Raw genomic sequence first — 13,768 nt, forward strand, 5'->3', positions numbered from 1 at the left:
GGAGCAGAAAAACTAAAATTGTCAGAGTCAAGTATTCGGCGTTTTTGAGCTGCCGTTGGAAACAAATTTGGTAAAATAGAGGTAACATTTTTAACAGATGGGGCTTCTTAACAATACTGACCCCATCTTTTTTTACCATAAATCGGTCTAAACCCCGTCAGCTAGGGGTTTAGACAGTGTTGTCACCCCGTCAGGCCTTAACGTTAGTTATAACCAACAGATTGAAAAGGGACACCATCGCACTGAAAAACGTTATGTTTGGGCTGTTCCTTTAGAGGCTTTCGGTGGTCTTTATCAACAAACCAGTGGTCGGGACTGCAAACCATTGTCATTATTGAAAGAATCCGCCATCTTTGGAACAAAACGACTCATGAAGTCCAATTTTATCTGACTTCTCTGCCTGCGGATGCTCAACATCTTGGTCGTGCCATTCGTCAACATTGGACTATTGAAAACCAAGTTCATTGGACAATAGAAGTCACGTTCCATGAGGATCAATGTCGGATTCGTTCAGGTCATAGTCAAGAGTAATTTTGCCATCCTGAGACGGATGGCACTTAACGCTCTTAATCAGGAGAAAACATTGCAGCGTAGTCTTCGTCAAAAAATCAAACAGGCTTCTATGAATAATGATTATATGATGACTGTTCTCAACTCCTTTTGTCAAGCTTGATTGAGCTGCTCTTACCCTGCCCAACAGAATCCCGTTGAAGATATTTGGTTACAAGCTTAAATTTTTTTAAGAAAGTATTGGTATTTATGTAGGTCTTTTAAGATAGTCAAGTTTTTGTTTGAGTTTTTTACTAACGAACATAAATTTGATTTCCCCAAAATACGTCAATATACTTATACAGAGAAAACCATTTAGGATTGCTATATAAGTCAGATTCAGTCTAGCTCTTAGCCATCTTGTCACCCCCCCAGATCTCTGCCACACTTGTTCCGAACGCTACTGTCATTGATGCCGAACGGCAACGTGCTGGATTGTTTCTGTTGGCTACCAATGTCTTGGATGAGCAGGTGTTGACTGATGACCAAATCCTGAAAGAGTACAAGGCACAGCAATCGACGGAGCGCGGTTTTCAGTTTCTCAAAGATCCCTTGTTCTTTACTTCGAGTGTTTTTCTCAATACCCCTGAGCCAGTGGCGGCTCTGGCAATGGTGATGGGTTTGTGTTTGTTAGTTTATAGTTTAGGTCAACGGTCACTCCGTCAGGCTTTGGAGACGGCTAAACAGACGATTGACAATCAAGTTGGCAAACCTACTGCTAAACCCACTCTGCGCTGGGTATTTCAATGTTTCATGTCGATTCATTTGTTGACGGTTGAGAGTACCAAACACATTACCAATCTCACATCAGAGCGATTATGGATTCTCCAGTTCTTTGGTGCTCCTTGCCGTAAATATTATCTCCTTTCCTGATCTACCTGCGGAATGCTTTCAGGGGTAGGTTTTTAAAATTCAAGCCGTAGAAAAGTGGGAACGGCTTGGCCAAGGTTCAGGAATAAAGCTACCAATCGGTAAAGGTTTTCCCAACAGCAAAGCCACTAAAATCACTAAAAAACCGCGCCGGAAGCAACTTAAAAGACGGGGGGAAGTTTTTGGCGTGGCGGTTGGCAATCTAGCTACATGGTGAGGCGACAAAGACTGCAAATCATTTTTAGGCAAATTGCTGTCAACTTCGCCCCCAACACTGACTAACCAGAGAGTAGCTACAGCAATCGCTAACCACAACCGCTCAGCGCGAGCTGGGTCAGTCATTTTCGTCTGATGCCATTGCCAACCACCGCGTTTAGTATCTTTAAAACCACACTCAATCCAAGCTCGCATTCGATACCAACAACTTGTAGCCATCTCAGGAGGCAAATCCGTCACAATCAACCAGGGGTCAGCATAACCGACATCCCAACGGGCTATTAAGGTACATTTAATCGGATTGTTTTTGAAGCAAGTCACACGCTTACACCAAGGCTGACTTCCCGGCTCGGGAGCGGCTGTTTTTAAAGGAAGAAAATCCGATTGGCCTTCGGGACGAAATTGACCGCCTAGATTCACTCGTAAATAAGGATGCCATCCTAATAAGACAATTTTGTCCTATAACCAGTCAGCATAGAGTCCCCGGTCAGCCGCTACAATGACTTTCCAATTTGAGGGAATACAACCCATAAAAACGTCCAATAATTGCAGCCAGTAAGGCTGCCAAGCCCCTTTAGCAGTAGCTTCCACAATTTTCCAAGCTACCGGAATCGCACAACCTCGATACAAAACACGCTTTGGCCAAAACGGTGAACCGTTGCCCCAATGTGGTTGCATCCATCGCCAAGAAAAGCTGCTTATTCTCAGTGTCTTGCCACAGGCTTAAAATCCACTGCAACAGAGGGACAAAGCTTTGTGTAACGTCCAATTCTTGGCGACATTTTCCCGTTTTATCTTTTTTTCCCCAATACCATTCTCTCAATCGCTGCCGCATAGTGTTCTCTTTTGTCTCTAACAAATTCGCCAAAAAAGCGGCTACAGTAGTTAGGCCACAAGATTGCACCATTGCCATACCAAAGCTCCACATAGCTAGAACTTTTGCTTGCGGCTTGCTTAAATGAGGAAGTTTCCGGGCGACAAATCCCACCCAATTTTTTAAACTCTTTGGTGTACTCATGGGGTTGGCTCAGGTTGAGAATAGCTCCGGAGCTGTGTAAAACTCACTGTTTCTATACTATCCAATCCGGTGTCATAATTAAAAACCTACCCCTGAAAGCCTGCGGAATGTGGGTTTCATTGGTGGCCTCGTACTCGCCGACCGTTAACAATTACTTGAGTTCGAGGTGCTCACCGGGAGCAGCTCGTCGCTCTGCGGTTTCACGCCCGCCTTCAAGTTTGAGCGCCTGCCTTCAAGTTCGAGCGCCCGCCTTCAAGTTCGAGCGTCCGCCTTCAAGTATTATAAGTAATTACCCGAACCTGATATAACCTCAATATCATCCTTTAATTGTGCAACGCCTCAGCAAGCCCTATCTATGTTCTCACGGGTGTTACCGTCAGAACCCACACCAACAAATTGCGGGCAGAACATCCAGCCCGCCCCACATTCTCCAAAAGCCCCAAAACCATTCACTTCAACCAGGCAGGGTGAGCCATCAAAGCTGCAAAAGGCTGTACTCCCCGCAACTGATTCGACAGCGGCAAATGCCCTCTCGGCGCGCTCAAATCCCAAATAAACTCTTGCGGATACCGCGTCCAATTATTCCCCTTCTTCCAGCCAATTATCGGCCACAATTTATCCCAATTCTTGCCAGAACTTAGCCAAATTTCCCGCTGCACTGAAAATCCAAATTTGCCTTCGGAATGAACTTTCCACAGGGTATTAATTGTTTGCAAATCCGCCACGGGCAAACTCTCAACTTGCGTAAAATACAGCCACTTTCTCACGGAAGCTGTATCACCCGCCAATTCACAAAGCTTGTCTAAAGTCAAGCGATCGGCTTCTTGAAATTCCTGTAACGCCAATAATTGTTGCAGCGGAGTGTAATCAACGTTAGAGTCCGATCGCAGCGGCACAACCCCAGTCGGAAAATTCGCTTGCAAAAACTCCGCCGCTCTCGGAGAATTAGCACTGTAAAGAATTTGGTAAGCCTTACCCATTACCGCAGTCGGTTCCTCTGACTTGCGCTCTAATAAAAATTCCATCAATACATCCCAACCGGAATCTGCTATTTGTTGTTGTAGCAGTTGCAGTTGAGTTTTTTCCGAACCCGACCTCAACTGAGAGCGGAGTTCGGCTGTATCGGCCGCCGAGTCTAGAGGAGAAGTAGAAATCGAGTCAGTCATGAGAAACTATCAGCTATCAGCTATCAGCTATCAGCGATTAGCTGAAGCCCTGGTTTTCCCCCATTGTACAATGGTACTGACTCCGATTCACTTCTCTGTACTCGCATGCCTGCGCGCAACGCCACCTAGTTTTGCCTCACGCCCCCACCCTCTTCACCAATGGCAGCAATAGCAAATCCGTCTACCATCTGAATTTTACGATTGATGCCATGTCAAAGAGTTTTTCTTGAACCTAGTCGTCCACGATCGAAACCCATGCAGAGAACGAAGGCGGAAAAAAGTTTATGTCATATTCAGAGTCTTCCCACTCTTTGACCCATAGCGGCACGGCGCCGGGGCGAGGAGTTGCAGAAAAGGTGCGTTCTTTGACTTCGATCGAATGAAATAGCTGTTTTAAAGTATCTCCCCGATCCAAAGCTTCGCTAAGGATGTCGTCCAACTCAGGATCGACCCGTTTGACACGGTTTTTGTCCTCCTCCAGCCACAGAAGTTTCAAAGACTTCAGATCTCTCGGACTGAGGATGCTCTTGTAGTACACGCGCTTGAGGGTCGCTACGGGTTCCAATGAGCGTTCGATCCGGCGAATTTGCTGAACTCGCAGGTAGTGCCATTCCGCTAAACGCTTGCTTTCCGAAGGCGGGAGAGTACCCTTGCCCGCTGCGTGTTTGTAGTCGTATTTAATCAAACTGCAAGCCATATTGGCTAGCAGATGAATTAACTGTTTTTCTTTGGGTGTTGCCTGACGCCGTTCCTGGGTTCTTGTCAATACGCGCTGTCTGCGGGTAGTTTCGAGAGTATTTTCCATTGGGTTTTTACGAGATGAAATACGATTGTGCCAGATCCAAATCCCGAACATCAGAAGGTAAGGAAGTTGATAGGCGGGGAAACTCCACCGACAGACTCGCCTTACCTATTTATTTTCCCATCCACCGTTCTCTGAAACCGATCCCCACCCCTGGGATTAGGTAGACCGATCTTGGGATCGAGTTTTAACTACCTCGATCAGAGGCGGTTGGGACAACAAGCACCACAACTACAACCACAACCGCATCAGAGCGAACGACACAATAGCGCCTATTTCCTGCCTTTACGCGTTTTTACCTCTTCTTGCTCCCCATCCTCATTCGTTCCAGTGTAGTTAAAGTCGGGACGACTCTCCCAAGCCGTCAAACTGCTGGCTGATGAATGTTGTGGGGCGATCGCTAAAGCGCTGGTGCTGCCTGCCTGGAAAAAGCCGAAGCCAGCCGAGGCAATTACCCCTAATACTAAGATGCTGTTTTTCATGTTCGATGACCCTGATTTGCGTAGATTGACACTTTTTGGCTAACCCGATCTGTCAGAAATGGGTTGATGCAATAGCCCACTTGTCTTCTGATAAATCTGCCTGCCATAATCAATTCAGACAGGCACACCCGCTTGCGATCGGAAACGCCGGAAGTGACGTGTTACTAATGTCCACGATCATCCATCAACCCGAATTTTTTGGGTAGTGGAGCGAAAGCCATCAGGGCGTCGATCCATCAGGGAGTTATGCCATCAGGGTGCTAATCCATCGGGTAGTTAAGCCATCAGGGCGCATCTTCTACAATTAGCCACCGACTTAACTTTTATAGTTGAGTAAGTGGTTAGCCTGGTACTGACAAAGCCTTTAAGAATTAAACTTTTTGTGGATGCATCCTGAAAAGTTTGTTCTTAGGAATCCCCGAACGCGAAAGCCCGGGGAATGTCAGCAGCATGGAATTCCATGCAATCTAAGTCAACTAAAAAAACGCAGATTAACGATATCTCCCACTCAAGCAGTCCTCAGCAAAACGCTGGGGTTTTTTATTGGCAGCCATTGCGAGCGCGTTTTTCTCCGGCATCCGGCAAGCGGATTTGAAGGCAGAAGGTTGACGGAGCTCTGGTTAGGAGTTTCCCTGCCCACATCATACCACCGGGTGAAATTTAAAGTATTATTGTAAAAAAATGTGAAAAAAAGGGCGTTTGAGCGTTTTCAATCCGAGGAGAGTGAAAATTCATCTAATTATGTGAACGAGTGTAAAAAATCAAGGGTCGAGGTAGGATTCAGCCGATCGTAGGATTTGGGACAAACGCTTGCAAAGATACGGTAAAGATTGACAAGGAAAAAGCTGAGCTAGTAGACAATAGAGAAAGAGGAACAAAAATTTTCCACCGTAGTAAGGCCGATTCAAAAAAAACAATGCAAATGCAACAGGCAAACTCCCAACTCTTATTGAATAAGTCATTCCCCAATCTAAAATCTAAAATCTAAAATCCTATAAGCGGGCAATACTTCCAATTTGTAACCTTTCGATCGCACAGCATAGGGGTGTAAAATCTTGATGAATTCCCAGATGACAGCAGAACTCAACTCAACGTACCACTATCAAGTCGGAGGATATTTGCCTGCCGGTGCGCCCACCTATGTCAGGCGATCGGCCGACAGCGAGCTCTACGAAGGACTCAAAGCCGGAGATTTCTGCTACGTGTTGAGTGCGCCGCAAATGGGAAAGTCCAGCCTGCTAGTGCAAACGGCCAAAAGATTGCAAGCCGAAGGTACAGTTTTTGCCGCCGTCAACTTGAGAAGCATCAGCAGCCCTGATATCTCCCCCCAAAAGTGGTATGGCGCAATCATGTACCGCATGGCAAGCAGTTTACACATCACAAACAGGTTTGATGCCATCAAGTGGTGGAACGATCGCGAACTCCTATCGCCGGTGCAGCGATTGGAGATATTTCTCGAAAAAGTTTTGCTCAAGTCACTTCAGCAAAATCTGGTAATTTTCATAGATGACATTGACAGCATCAGCAGCCTAAATTTCAATACCAGCGATTTTTTTGCCTTGATCCGAGCTTGTTACTCCAAGCGGGCAGAGCAACCGGAATACGATCGCCTGACTTTTGCTGTCATGGGAGTAGCAGCCCCCTCAGAATTGATCCGAGATCCAAGATGCAACCCTTTTAATATTGGACGGCAGATTCATTTAAGTCGATTCCAACTGCACGAAAGTTTGCCGCTAGCAAAAGGATTGGCTCTCAAAGCTTTTCGCCCCCAAAAAGTGCTCCAAGAAATATTAGCTTGGACGGGTGGTCAACCGTTTTTAACTCAAAAAATTTGCCACTTGGTACTTGAATACGGACCTTTTATTGGCAGAAATGCCGAAGCTCATCAGGTTGAAAAACTGGTCAAACACAGAATTATTAAAAATTGGGAAGAAGAAGACGAACCCCAACATTTAATACCAATTCGCGATCGCATTTTCCATAGCCACTGCGACCTCACGCGGCTGTTAACGCTGTACCAGCAAGCTTTGCAACCGCTCAAGGCAACGAAACCGGGGGAATCGCAGGGAGTACCAGCAGATTACTCTCCCGAAAAAATTGAATTGCAACTGTCAGGACTGGTGGTTAAGTCTCACGGTAAATTAATAGTTTCTAACCTAATTTATCAGTCAGTTTTTAATAGATTCTGGGTGGAAAAAGAGCTGGGAAAATTGGCTCCATACCACTCCGCGCTAGCAGCATGGCTGGCTTCAGACCGCGAAGATGAATCGCTGTTATTGACAGGAGAAAGTTTGCAGTCAGCTTTGGATTGGGCTGCGAACAAACAATTAAGCCAAGAACACTATTGGTTCTTGAATCCCGATCGAACTTTTGAGGAAAAACCGACAGTGGTTGTCGCACCAGTTGCAGACAGCAGCGTAGACACAGATGCAGACAGCAGCATCCTCACCCCGCCCTCAGATAGTGTTCCAACTGGCAGCAACGAACAGAGATTGTACGATCACATCGTCTCCTGCGTGGAAACAGAATCCCCCGCACAGGTGATCGAGCGGTTCCGAAAGCTATTTATCGACGGCATGGGCTATCCCGATCGAGAGATTGAAGCAACTTTGTACAGTATAGTCTCCGTCAAGCGATTGGATCAGCACTTTAAATATATCCTCCACCGCTGCTGCTACATCCCGATCAACCGCTGGCAATTGCAATCACACAACCAGTTCGCGATCGCCAAGTTGGTAGCTTTATTCAAGCAGGCTTCTCCCCGATTTGGGACGGAATTTTACATAGTCAAGCGCTTGCAAGAACAAATAGCTTTCTTTACTAAAAGTGAAGAATTTCAGACCATAGAGCGCTTAGTAAAAGCCTTAGATAGAGAGGCGGAACCGCAGACACAAGATACAGATTCTCCTTTGGGCGAATTGATCTGTCGGTATCCTTATTTGTACGGCTATTCTCTACTGAGCAAGGGCAGCATTGAGGAAGACCAACAAACCATTCAAAAACTGGCATTTCAAAGACAGCGACAATTTGAAACCCATTTGTCTCAATATTTAAATTATTTGGTTGAGCCGAGAAATACAGAAATAGGAATTGTGGAGCGGGCAGCTAATCCCACACTTTTGAACGATGCAGAACTGCACTTAGCGGTCAGGGAATTTGCTGGAAAAGTAGCAGGCGATCGCAGCTACAAAGAAGCGGCTCAATTTTTCCTGAGAGATTCCAGACAAACTCCATCTTACGCCTCATTTAAAGTAAATTTATATGAATATTTAATATCGTCGATCGAGCCAGAATACGGCGGGCGTCAATTTAATGACCGTTTGTACAAACAAATCAAAAATACATTGCGAGAAAATGATTCGGTGAAATTCAATAATTTATTGTTAGTTCGGACTTGCCACCAGTTGTTCAACTTCTTAGTAGTGGAAAATTCTCAACATCCCAGCCACTACGTTTTTTACGACTTGGTGTACAATCTTGGCGCCAGCAGGACAATGGGTTTACTGCTGAAAATTGTACTGCTTTCGGGAAAAGTCAAACCAGAGTTGGAAAAGCGATTTTCTATTTTGTTTAATCACTATGAAGGTAAAACTTCTAATGAAATTATGTGGTTTGTCAAATCGTTGGAAAATTTCAATGTGGCTTTGGTTGTGAATTTTGGTAAGACGGATTTGTCTTGGGTCAAACAGCAGCTTATTTTGAATTGACAACAAGAAAATGGAGCGGGGTGCATTATATAATGATAGTATTAATTCAAAAAAAATTAGGTAAAACACAGGAAAGCCTTTGAAGTCACAGGAACGATCGACGAAAAAGGTCAATTAATTCTCGATCGACCTTTAATACTAGACACTCCGGGTCCCGTGAGAATTATCGTCCTGTTTCAGGAACCTAGAAATGAAGCTGAATACGACCCCGACGATACTCGAGTTGAAGAAGTAAAAGCTAGTCTCAGAAGAGCGTTGCAGCAAGCCAAAGCCGGACAAACTCGACCAATCTCTGAACTGTGGGAGAGAATCGATGCCGAATGAAGCCGAAGCAATCACGATCGGATTTGCGGATGACTTTGAAGCAAATTTGTATGCCCTCGCGAAAAGATATCGCAGTATCCGCAATGATGTCCAGCCCGTAATTGAACAAATACAGGCTGGCAATTTTATTGGCGATCGCATTTCCGGAATGGCCGATGATTATATCATCTTAAAAGTCCGGGTGCAAAACAGCATAACCAAAAAGGGAAAAGTGCAGCATATCGCATTATCGATCGAGTAGAATCAGCGTCGATCGTATCTTTTGTTAACCATTTACTCAAAATCCGTGAAGCGAAGCTATCCCGAAGGGAATCGAACAGATATTAGCCTCAACGAAATCCGCAATATCATCGCCGACTTTGATGAAAGCCCATAGCGGTGTATTATTAACTCTATGATTAGCTATCTCAAAGGCACAGTAGCCGATATCGCCAAAGGCAGCAACCGCGTCATATTGACTCTCGAAGTCAATCAAATCGGCTATGAAATCCAAATTTTGCCCCGCGTGACCGGTCAATTGCCAGCCTCCGGCGAAGTCGCCCAAATTTTTACCCACCAGCAAGTTAAAGAAGACCAAATCGTATTGTACGGTTTTGGCAGCGCGGCCGAACGCGATTTGTTTCGGCAGTTGACGAGTGTCAGCGGTGTCGGTGCTCAACTAGCGATCGCACTTCTCGATACTTTAGGATTGCAAGATTTAGTCCAGGCGATCGTCGGCGGTAACACCCGTATCCTCGCCAAAACTCCGGGCGTGGGAACAAAAACCGCAGAACGTCTCGCCCTGGAACTCAAAAGCAAACTCTCGGAATGGCGACAGCAAGCTGGTTTGACAACTTCAGTCGCCGCCGGAGTCCCCCCAGCTATTCAAGAAGAAGTCGAGATGATCCTGCTGGCGATGGGATACACTGCGGCTGAAGTCTTGCAAGCGCTGCAAACCCTCAGTCAAGACAGCACTTTGTCCGCCAAAGGTAACGCGGATGATTGGATACGTGAGGCGATCGCCTATTTGAGCCGATAATCCCCTACAACATCCAAAAACCGGGAATAAAAACCAAAATTCGGTCGGGTCAACAAACCCATCCCTGGCAAAAATTTTATCGTTATTATGCTTCCCCTGTGATAACATTGGAGATTGTGACAATCGTACAAAAAAAACTAAAATCAATTCATGGCTCTTACACAACAGCGCAAACAAGAAATCATGGGCGACTTCCAAACCCATGAAACCGATACCGGTTCAGCAGATGTCCAAGTCGCCATGCTGACCGATCGCATCACAAAACTCAGCGCCCACCTGAAAATCAACCAAAAAGACTTCGCCTCCCGGCGCGGTTTGATGATGATGATCAGCCGCCGCAAGCGCCTGCTGGCATACATCCAAAGGGAAAATGTCGATCGCTACAAAGCATTGATTGCCCGTCTAGGCATTCGCGGCTAAACACCAAAGCCAAAATTTGCGACAATATTCTTTAATCTTGGGCAAACACCAAGACTTATTGAAAAATGTTCGAGATTTCAGGTTAGAGATAAAATATGTCCTCCGAACCACCCCGCAAGCGCTTGCCCTTTGAACCGGCAACGAATCGTAAAAAAACGCCTAAAAAGCCCCCAGAACCCCAAGCAAGCGTAGCCTTAGAGTCGGATTCTGCCGACAAGCAGCCTAAAGCTAACAAAACCGGAAAACAGGCGCAATCCATCCCAGAAGCAGTCAGCCAACGCATGATATCTCGGATAGGGGTATTCTGCGGCATACCTACTCTATTGGGAATTTCCACATTTTTTGTCAGCTATTTGGTAGTCAGCAACGGCTTGTTCGATCTGCCCAACACAGCAGTATTGCTGGTAAGCATGGGCTGTTTTGGTCTAGGCGTTCTGGGATTAAGCTACGGAGTCCTCTCAGCTTCCTGGGATGAAGAAGTTTCAGGAAGCACTCTGGGGTGGGAAGAATTTAATACCAATTTTGGACGGATGCGAGAAGCGTGGCGCGCCGCGAAGCCAAAAAGTTAATCATTAGTCATGAGTTATTAGTCATTAGTCATTAGCTAAAAACTAAGCTGTTAACCATCTAGAGTTTGTATTTGGGGAGGGAATAAGAACCCGCCCCACAACAATGCTAATAATACTGATATAAATAGATTCTCGATCGCCATTGCATCTATTTTTCTCAGTGCATCAGAGTCATCATCCGTAGTTTAGCCCAACAGAAAAGGCAAAAAAAATATGATTATTGTAATGAAAGCCGGCACTCCAGAAGCCGAGATCGATCGCATCGACGAAGAGCTCCGCACTAGCTGGGGTTTGATACCAGAAAAAATCGTCGGCCGTTACAAAACCGTCATGGGTTTGGTGGGCGACACCGTTGAGCTCGAACCGATGCAACTGCGCGAAATGAGCACCTGGATTGAAGAAGTGCTGCGCGTCGAAAAACCCTACAAACGCGCTTCCCTGGAGTACCGCCAAGGAGAAGCCAGCGAAGTAGCGGTTGCTACTCCTTTAGGAACTGTAACGATCGGCTTGCATCACCCGATCGCGATCGTAGCAGGCCCTTGCTCGGTCGAAAACGAAGAAATGATTGTCGAAACGGCAATGCGCGTCAAAGCTGCTGGAGCTCATTTTCTCCGTGGTGGCGCGTACAAACCGAGAACTTCCCCCTATGCTTTCCAAGGCCACGGCGAGAGTGCTTTGGGATTGCTAGCTGCGGCCCGGGAAGCTAGCGGTTTGGGAATTATCACCGAAGTTATGGATGCGGCAGACTTAAGTGCGATCGTGGAAGTAGCCGACGTGATCCAAGTCGGGGCGAGAAATATGCAGAATTTCTCACTGTTGAAGAAAGTCGGAGCTCAAGACAAACCTGTTTTGCTGAAGCGCGGCATCTCCGCCACCATTGAAGAATGGTTGATGGCTGCTGAGTATATCATGGCTTCTGGCAATCCGAACGTGATTTTGTGCGAGCGCGGAATTCGCGGGTATGACAGGCAATATACGCGCAATACGCTTGATTTGTCGGCGGTGCCAGTATTGCGGACTCTGACTCACTTACCGGTGATGGTTGACCCGAGTCACGGCACCGGTTGGGCGCAGTTTGTACCGTCAATGGCGTTTGCTTCGATCGCCTCTGGTACAGATTCGCTGATGATTGAAGTGCACCCGAATCCGAAAAAAGCTTTGTCTGACGGGCCGCAATCTTTAACACCGGATCAGTTCGACAAGTTGATGGAAGAATTGGCGGTGATTGGTAAAGTCATGGGACGTTGGCCGCAGCCCGTGCCTGTTTTGGCATAAAAACAGGCGAAACGCCTAACCTAAAATGCGATCGCACTTAAATCCCCGATTTCTTAAAGAAGTCGGGGATTTTGTTATTCTGTTTTTGGAATAGAGGTCCAGGGGCGATCGTACTTTTAGGAAAGTTGAGAAATTTTGTATAATTGATATTTGAATTAATTAGCGAGAGGGCTCGGAGTCATGGTAGGCATCGGAACCCAAGTCACTTTAGCAGAATTTCTAGCTTTGCCTCACGGAGATATATATTGTGAGTTTGTAGATGGTGAAGCAGTTCCTAAAGTGTCTCCAAAATTTTTTCATTCCAGTTTACAGGGAGCTTTGTGTCGCCTGATTCGTGTATGGTGTAAAGGACGCGGGCGAGTGCTTCCAGAATGGGCAATTTTGTTAAAACGTCAGGATAAAGATTGGGTACCTGTTCCCGATTTAACGTACATTTCTTATGAAAGTCTGCCGAAAAGTTGGCGGCGAAATGAAGCTTGTCCCGCAATTCCTGAACTGGTGATTGAGATTATATCACCGGATCAAAGTATGAAGGAATTTGAAGAGAAGGCGAAAGATTATTTGGCGGCGGGCGTTCCGCGAGTTTGGGTGATAGATCCAGAGGCTATTTTAATTAAAAGTTTTTTCCCCGATGGTTCTAGTCAAGTTTATACGGACAAGACACCGATTGTGGATGAGTTGCTGCCTGGTTTGGAGTTGACGACTAGACAGATTTTTGAAGAAGCGGAATTGATTGATTGATTGATTCAGGGCGATCGTACTCTGTACAAGATATCAGTGGTAGGGTGCGTGACAACGGGAAAACTTTAACTCGCGGCGGTGGGACTATTGACTGTCAGGCACCGCACGCGGGCAAAGCATTGAATAATACGCTGTCACGGGAAACGATATCACTTACACTTCGAGACGGATTTTGACTGTAGTGCCGAAAGCTTTTCTGAAAGCTGATTCAACATCGGGAAGTTTTTGAATTGCCATTAGCAAAAGTGGTGTTGAGGAAACTTTAATCCGGGCTTCGCCATTATGGATAGCAATAAGTTTACCGTGCTGTCGCATCAGTTCTTTAGCGCTGCGTGGTGATATGTGAAGTAGCACAGTTTTCCATGTTAGGTCTAGTATTCCTTGCATTGCTTCTTCTATTTGTTTGAGGGTGTCGTTTTTTTTAGGTAAAACGCCTGGTAGTTCCAGTTGAACGAAATTTTGTGCTTGCATAGTCTTACTCCTGATAAAGAAGTGATTTTTTGAACTGGGAAATCAGCGATATCGCCTAACTTGCTTCCCATCTCTATATTCCTTGAACAGCAAAGGCTTGACGGCTCTATTTCAACGCACCTCTGGCGCTGTATCCAAAA

General features: G+C 46.0%; 14 protein-coding genes and 2 pseudogenes. 10 read left to right on the forward strand and 6 right to left on the reverse strand.

Features of this window, described 5'->3' with window-relative positions:
- Positions 1-223 precede the first annotated feature (223 nt).
- Together QUA45_RS12955 and QUA45_RS12960 are read left to right on the forward strand one after the other, a co-directional pair.
- Positions 224-673 (forward strand): annotated as a pseudogene (locus QUA45_RS12955) (ISAs1 family transposase); the annotation flags it as partial.
- A 248-nt stretch (positions 674-921) separates the two neighbouring features.
- Positions 922-1,422 (forward strand): annotated as a pseudogene (locus QUA45_RS12960) (IS1634 family transposase); the annotation flags it as partial.
- Between the two features lie 39 nt (positions 1,423-1,461).
- On the opposite strand, the gene QUA45_RS12965 reads toward QUA45_RS12960, so the two are convergent.
- From QUA45_RS12965 to QUA45_RS12985, 5 genes are all read right to left on the reverse strand, one after another.
- On the reverse strand, positions 1,462-1,956 hold the full coding sequence (locus QUA45_RS12965) for a hypothetical protein (RefSeq protein ID WP_333097315.1): 495 nt from the start codon (positions 1,954-1,956) through the stop codon (positions 1,462-1,464).
- 138 nt (positions 1,957-2,094) lie between these two features.
- Positions 2,095-2,313 (reverse strand): hypothetical protein, encoded by a 219-nt coding sequence (locus QUA45_RS12970; RefSeq protein ID WP_333220986.1) that lies wholly within the window; start codon positions 2,311-2,313, stop codon positions 2,095-2,097.
- 789 nt (positions 2,314-3,102) lie between these two features.
- Positions 3,103-3,819: a GUN4 N-terminal ARM-like repeat domain-containing protein gene (locus QUA45_RS12975; RefSeq protein WP_333097319.1), complete on the reverse strand. Its 717-nt coding sequence runs from the start codon at positions 3,817-3,819 to the stop codon at positions 3,103-3,105.
- A gap of 232 nt (positions 3,820-4,051) precedes the next feature.
- A complete protein-coding gene (locus tag QUA45_RS12980; protein ID WP_333066315.1) occupies positions 4,052-4,624 on the reverse strand; it encodes a hypothetical protein in 573 nt (190 codons plus the stop codon).
- Positions 4,625-4,893: 269 nt separating this feature from the next.
- Positions 4,894-5,103: a hypothetical protein gene (locus QUA45_RS12985; RefSeq protein ID WP_333066317.1), complete on the reverse strand. Its 210-nt coding sequence runs from the start codon at positions 5,101-5,103 to the stop codon at positions 4,894-4,896.
- Positions 5,104-6,161: 1,058 nt separating this feature from the next.
- Here QUA45_RS12985 and QUA45_RS12990 point away from each other — a divergent pair.
- From QUA45_RS12990 to QUA45_RS13025, 8 genes are all read left to right on the forward strand, one after another.
- Positions 6,162-8,810: an AAA-like domain-containing protein gene (locus QUA45_RS12990; RefSeq protein WP_333097438.1), complete on the forward strand. Its 2,649-nt coding sequence runs from the start codon at positions 6,162-6,164 to the stop codon at positions 8,808-8,810.
- A 117-nt stretch (positions 8,811-8,927) separates the two neighbouring features.
- Entirely contained in the window at positions 8,928-9,134 is a 207-nt protein-coding gene (locus QUA45_RS12995; RefSeq protein ID WP_445304943.1) for a type II toxin-antitoxin system RelN family antitoxin, read from the forward strand.
- Complete coding sequence (locus tag QUA45_RS13000; protein WP_333097323.1) at positions 9,124-9,375, forward strand: hypothetical protein; 252 nt, start codon at positions 9,124-9,126, stop codon at positions 9,373-9,375. Before QUA45_RS12995 ends, QUA45_RS13000 begins: the two co-directional genes overlap by 11 nt.
- 153 nt (positions 9,376-9,528) lie before the next feature.
- Complete coding sequence (gene ruvA, locus QUA45_RS13005; protein ID WP_015174486.1) at positions 9,529-10,152, forward strand: Holliday junction branch migration protein RuvA; 624 nt, start codon at positions 9,529-9,531, stop codon at positions 10,150-10,152.
- Between the two features lie 150 nt (positions 10,153-10,302).
- Positions 10,303-10,572: a 30S ribosomal protein S15 gene (gene rpsO / locus QUA45_RS13010; RefSeq protein WP_190661928.1), complete on the forward strand. Its 270-nt coding sequence runs from the start codon at positions 10,303-10,305 to the stop codon at positions 10,570-10,572.
- A gap of 95 nt (positions 10,573-10,667) precedes the next feature.
- Entirely contained in the window at positions 10,668-11,141 is a 474-nt protein-coding gene (locus QUA45_RS13015) for a PAM68 family protein (RefSeq protein ID WP_333220988.1), read from the forward strand.
- 213 nt (positions 11,142-11,354) lie between these two features.
- A complete protein-coding gene (aroF, locus tag QUA45_RS13020; protein ID WP_333220990.1) occupies positions 11,355-12,416 on the forward strand; it encodes a 3-deoxy-7-phosphoheptulonate synthase in 1,062 nt (353 codons plus the stop codon).
- 180 nt (positions 12,417-12,596) lie between these two features.
- Positions 12,597-13,157 (forward strand): Uma2 family endonuclease, encoded by a 561-nt coding sequence (locus QUA45_RS13025; RefSeq protein WP_333220992.1) that lies wholly within the window; start codon positions 12,597-12,599, stop codon positions 13,155-13,157.
- A 153-nt stretch (positions 13,158-13,310) separates the two neighbouring features.
- Here QUA45_RS13025 and QUA45_RS13030 read toward each other — a convergent pair whose 3' ends face one another.
- Complete coding sequence (locus tag QUA45_RS13030) at positions 13,311-13,628, reverse strand: hypothetical protein (protein ID WP_333220994.1); 318 nt, start codon at positions 13,626-13,628, stop codon at positions 13,311-13,313.
- Positions 13,629-13,768: the final 140 nt, after the last annotated feature.

Origin of the sequence: Microcoleus sp. Pol12A5 (assembly GCF_036701435.1) — a bacterium.
Classification (GTDB): Bacteria; Cyanobacteriota; Cyanobacteriia; order Cyanobacteriales; family Microcoleaceae; genus Microcoleus.

Coding starts and splice junctions, on each gene's coding strand:
- QUA45_RS12970 (WP_333220986.1), bottom strand. CDS start 2,313: ATGCAACCACATTGGGGCAACGGTTCACCGTTTTGGCCAAAGCGTGTT.
- QUA45_RS13000 (WP_333097323.1), top strand. CDS start 9,124: ATGCCGAATGAAGCCGAAGCAATCACGATCGGATTTGCGGATGACTTT.
- QUA45_RS12990 (WP_333097438.1), top strand. CDS start 6,162: ATGAATTCCCAGATGACAGCAGAACTCAACTCAACGTACCACTATCAA.
- rpsO (WP_190661928.1), top strand. CDS start 10,303: ATGGCTCTTACACAACAGCGCAAACAAGAAATCATGGGCGACTTCCAA.
- QUA45_RS12980 (WP_333066315.1), bottom strand. CDS start 4,624: ATGGAAAATACTCTCGAAACTACCCGCAGACAGCGCGTATTGACAAGA.
- QUA45_RS13025 (WP_333220992.1), top strand. CDS start 12,597: ATGGTAGGCATCGGAACCCAAGTCACTTTAGCAGAATTTCTAGCTTTG.
- QUA45_RS12975 (WP_333097319.1), bottom strand. CDS start 3,819: ATGACTGACTCGATTTCTACTTCTCCTCTAGACTCGGCGGCCGATACA.
- QUA45_RS12985 (WP_333066317.1), bottom strand. CDS start 5,103: ATGAAAAACAGCATCTTAGTATTAGGGGTAATTGCCTCGGCTGGCTTC.
- QUA45_RS13015 (WP_333220988.1), top strand. CDS start 10,668: ATGTCCTCCGAACCACCCCGCAAGCGCTTGCCCTTTGAACCGGCAACG.
- aroF (WP_333220990.1), top strand. CDS start 11,355: ATGATTATTGTAATGAAAGCCGGCACTCCAGAAGCCGAGATCGATCGC.
- ruvA (WP_015174486.1), top strand. CDS start 9,529: ATGATTAGCTATCTCAAAGGCACAGTAGCCGATATCGCCAAAGGCAGC.
- QUA45_RS13030 (WP_333220994.1), bottom strand. CDS start 13,628: ATGCAAGCACAAAATTTCGTTCAACTGGAACTACCAGGCGTTTTACCT.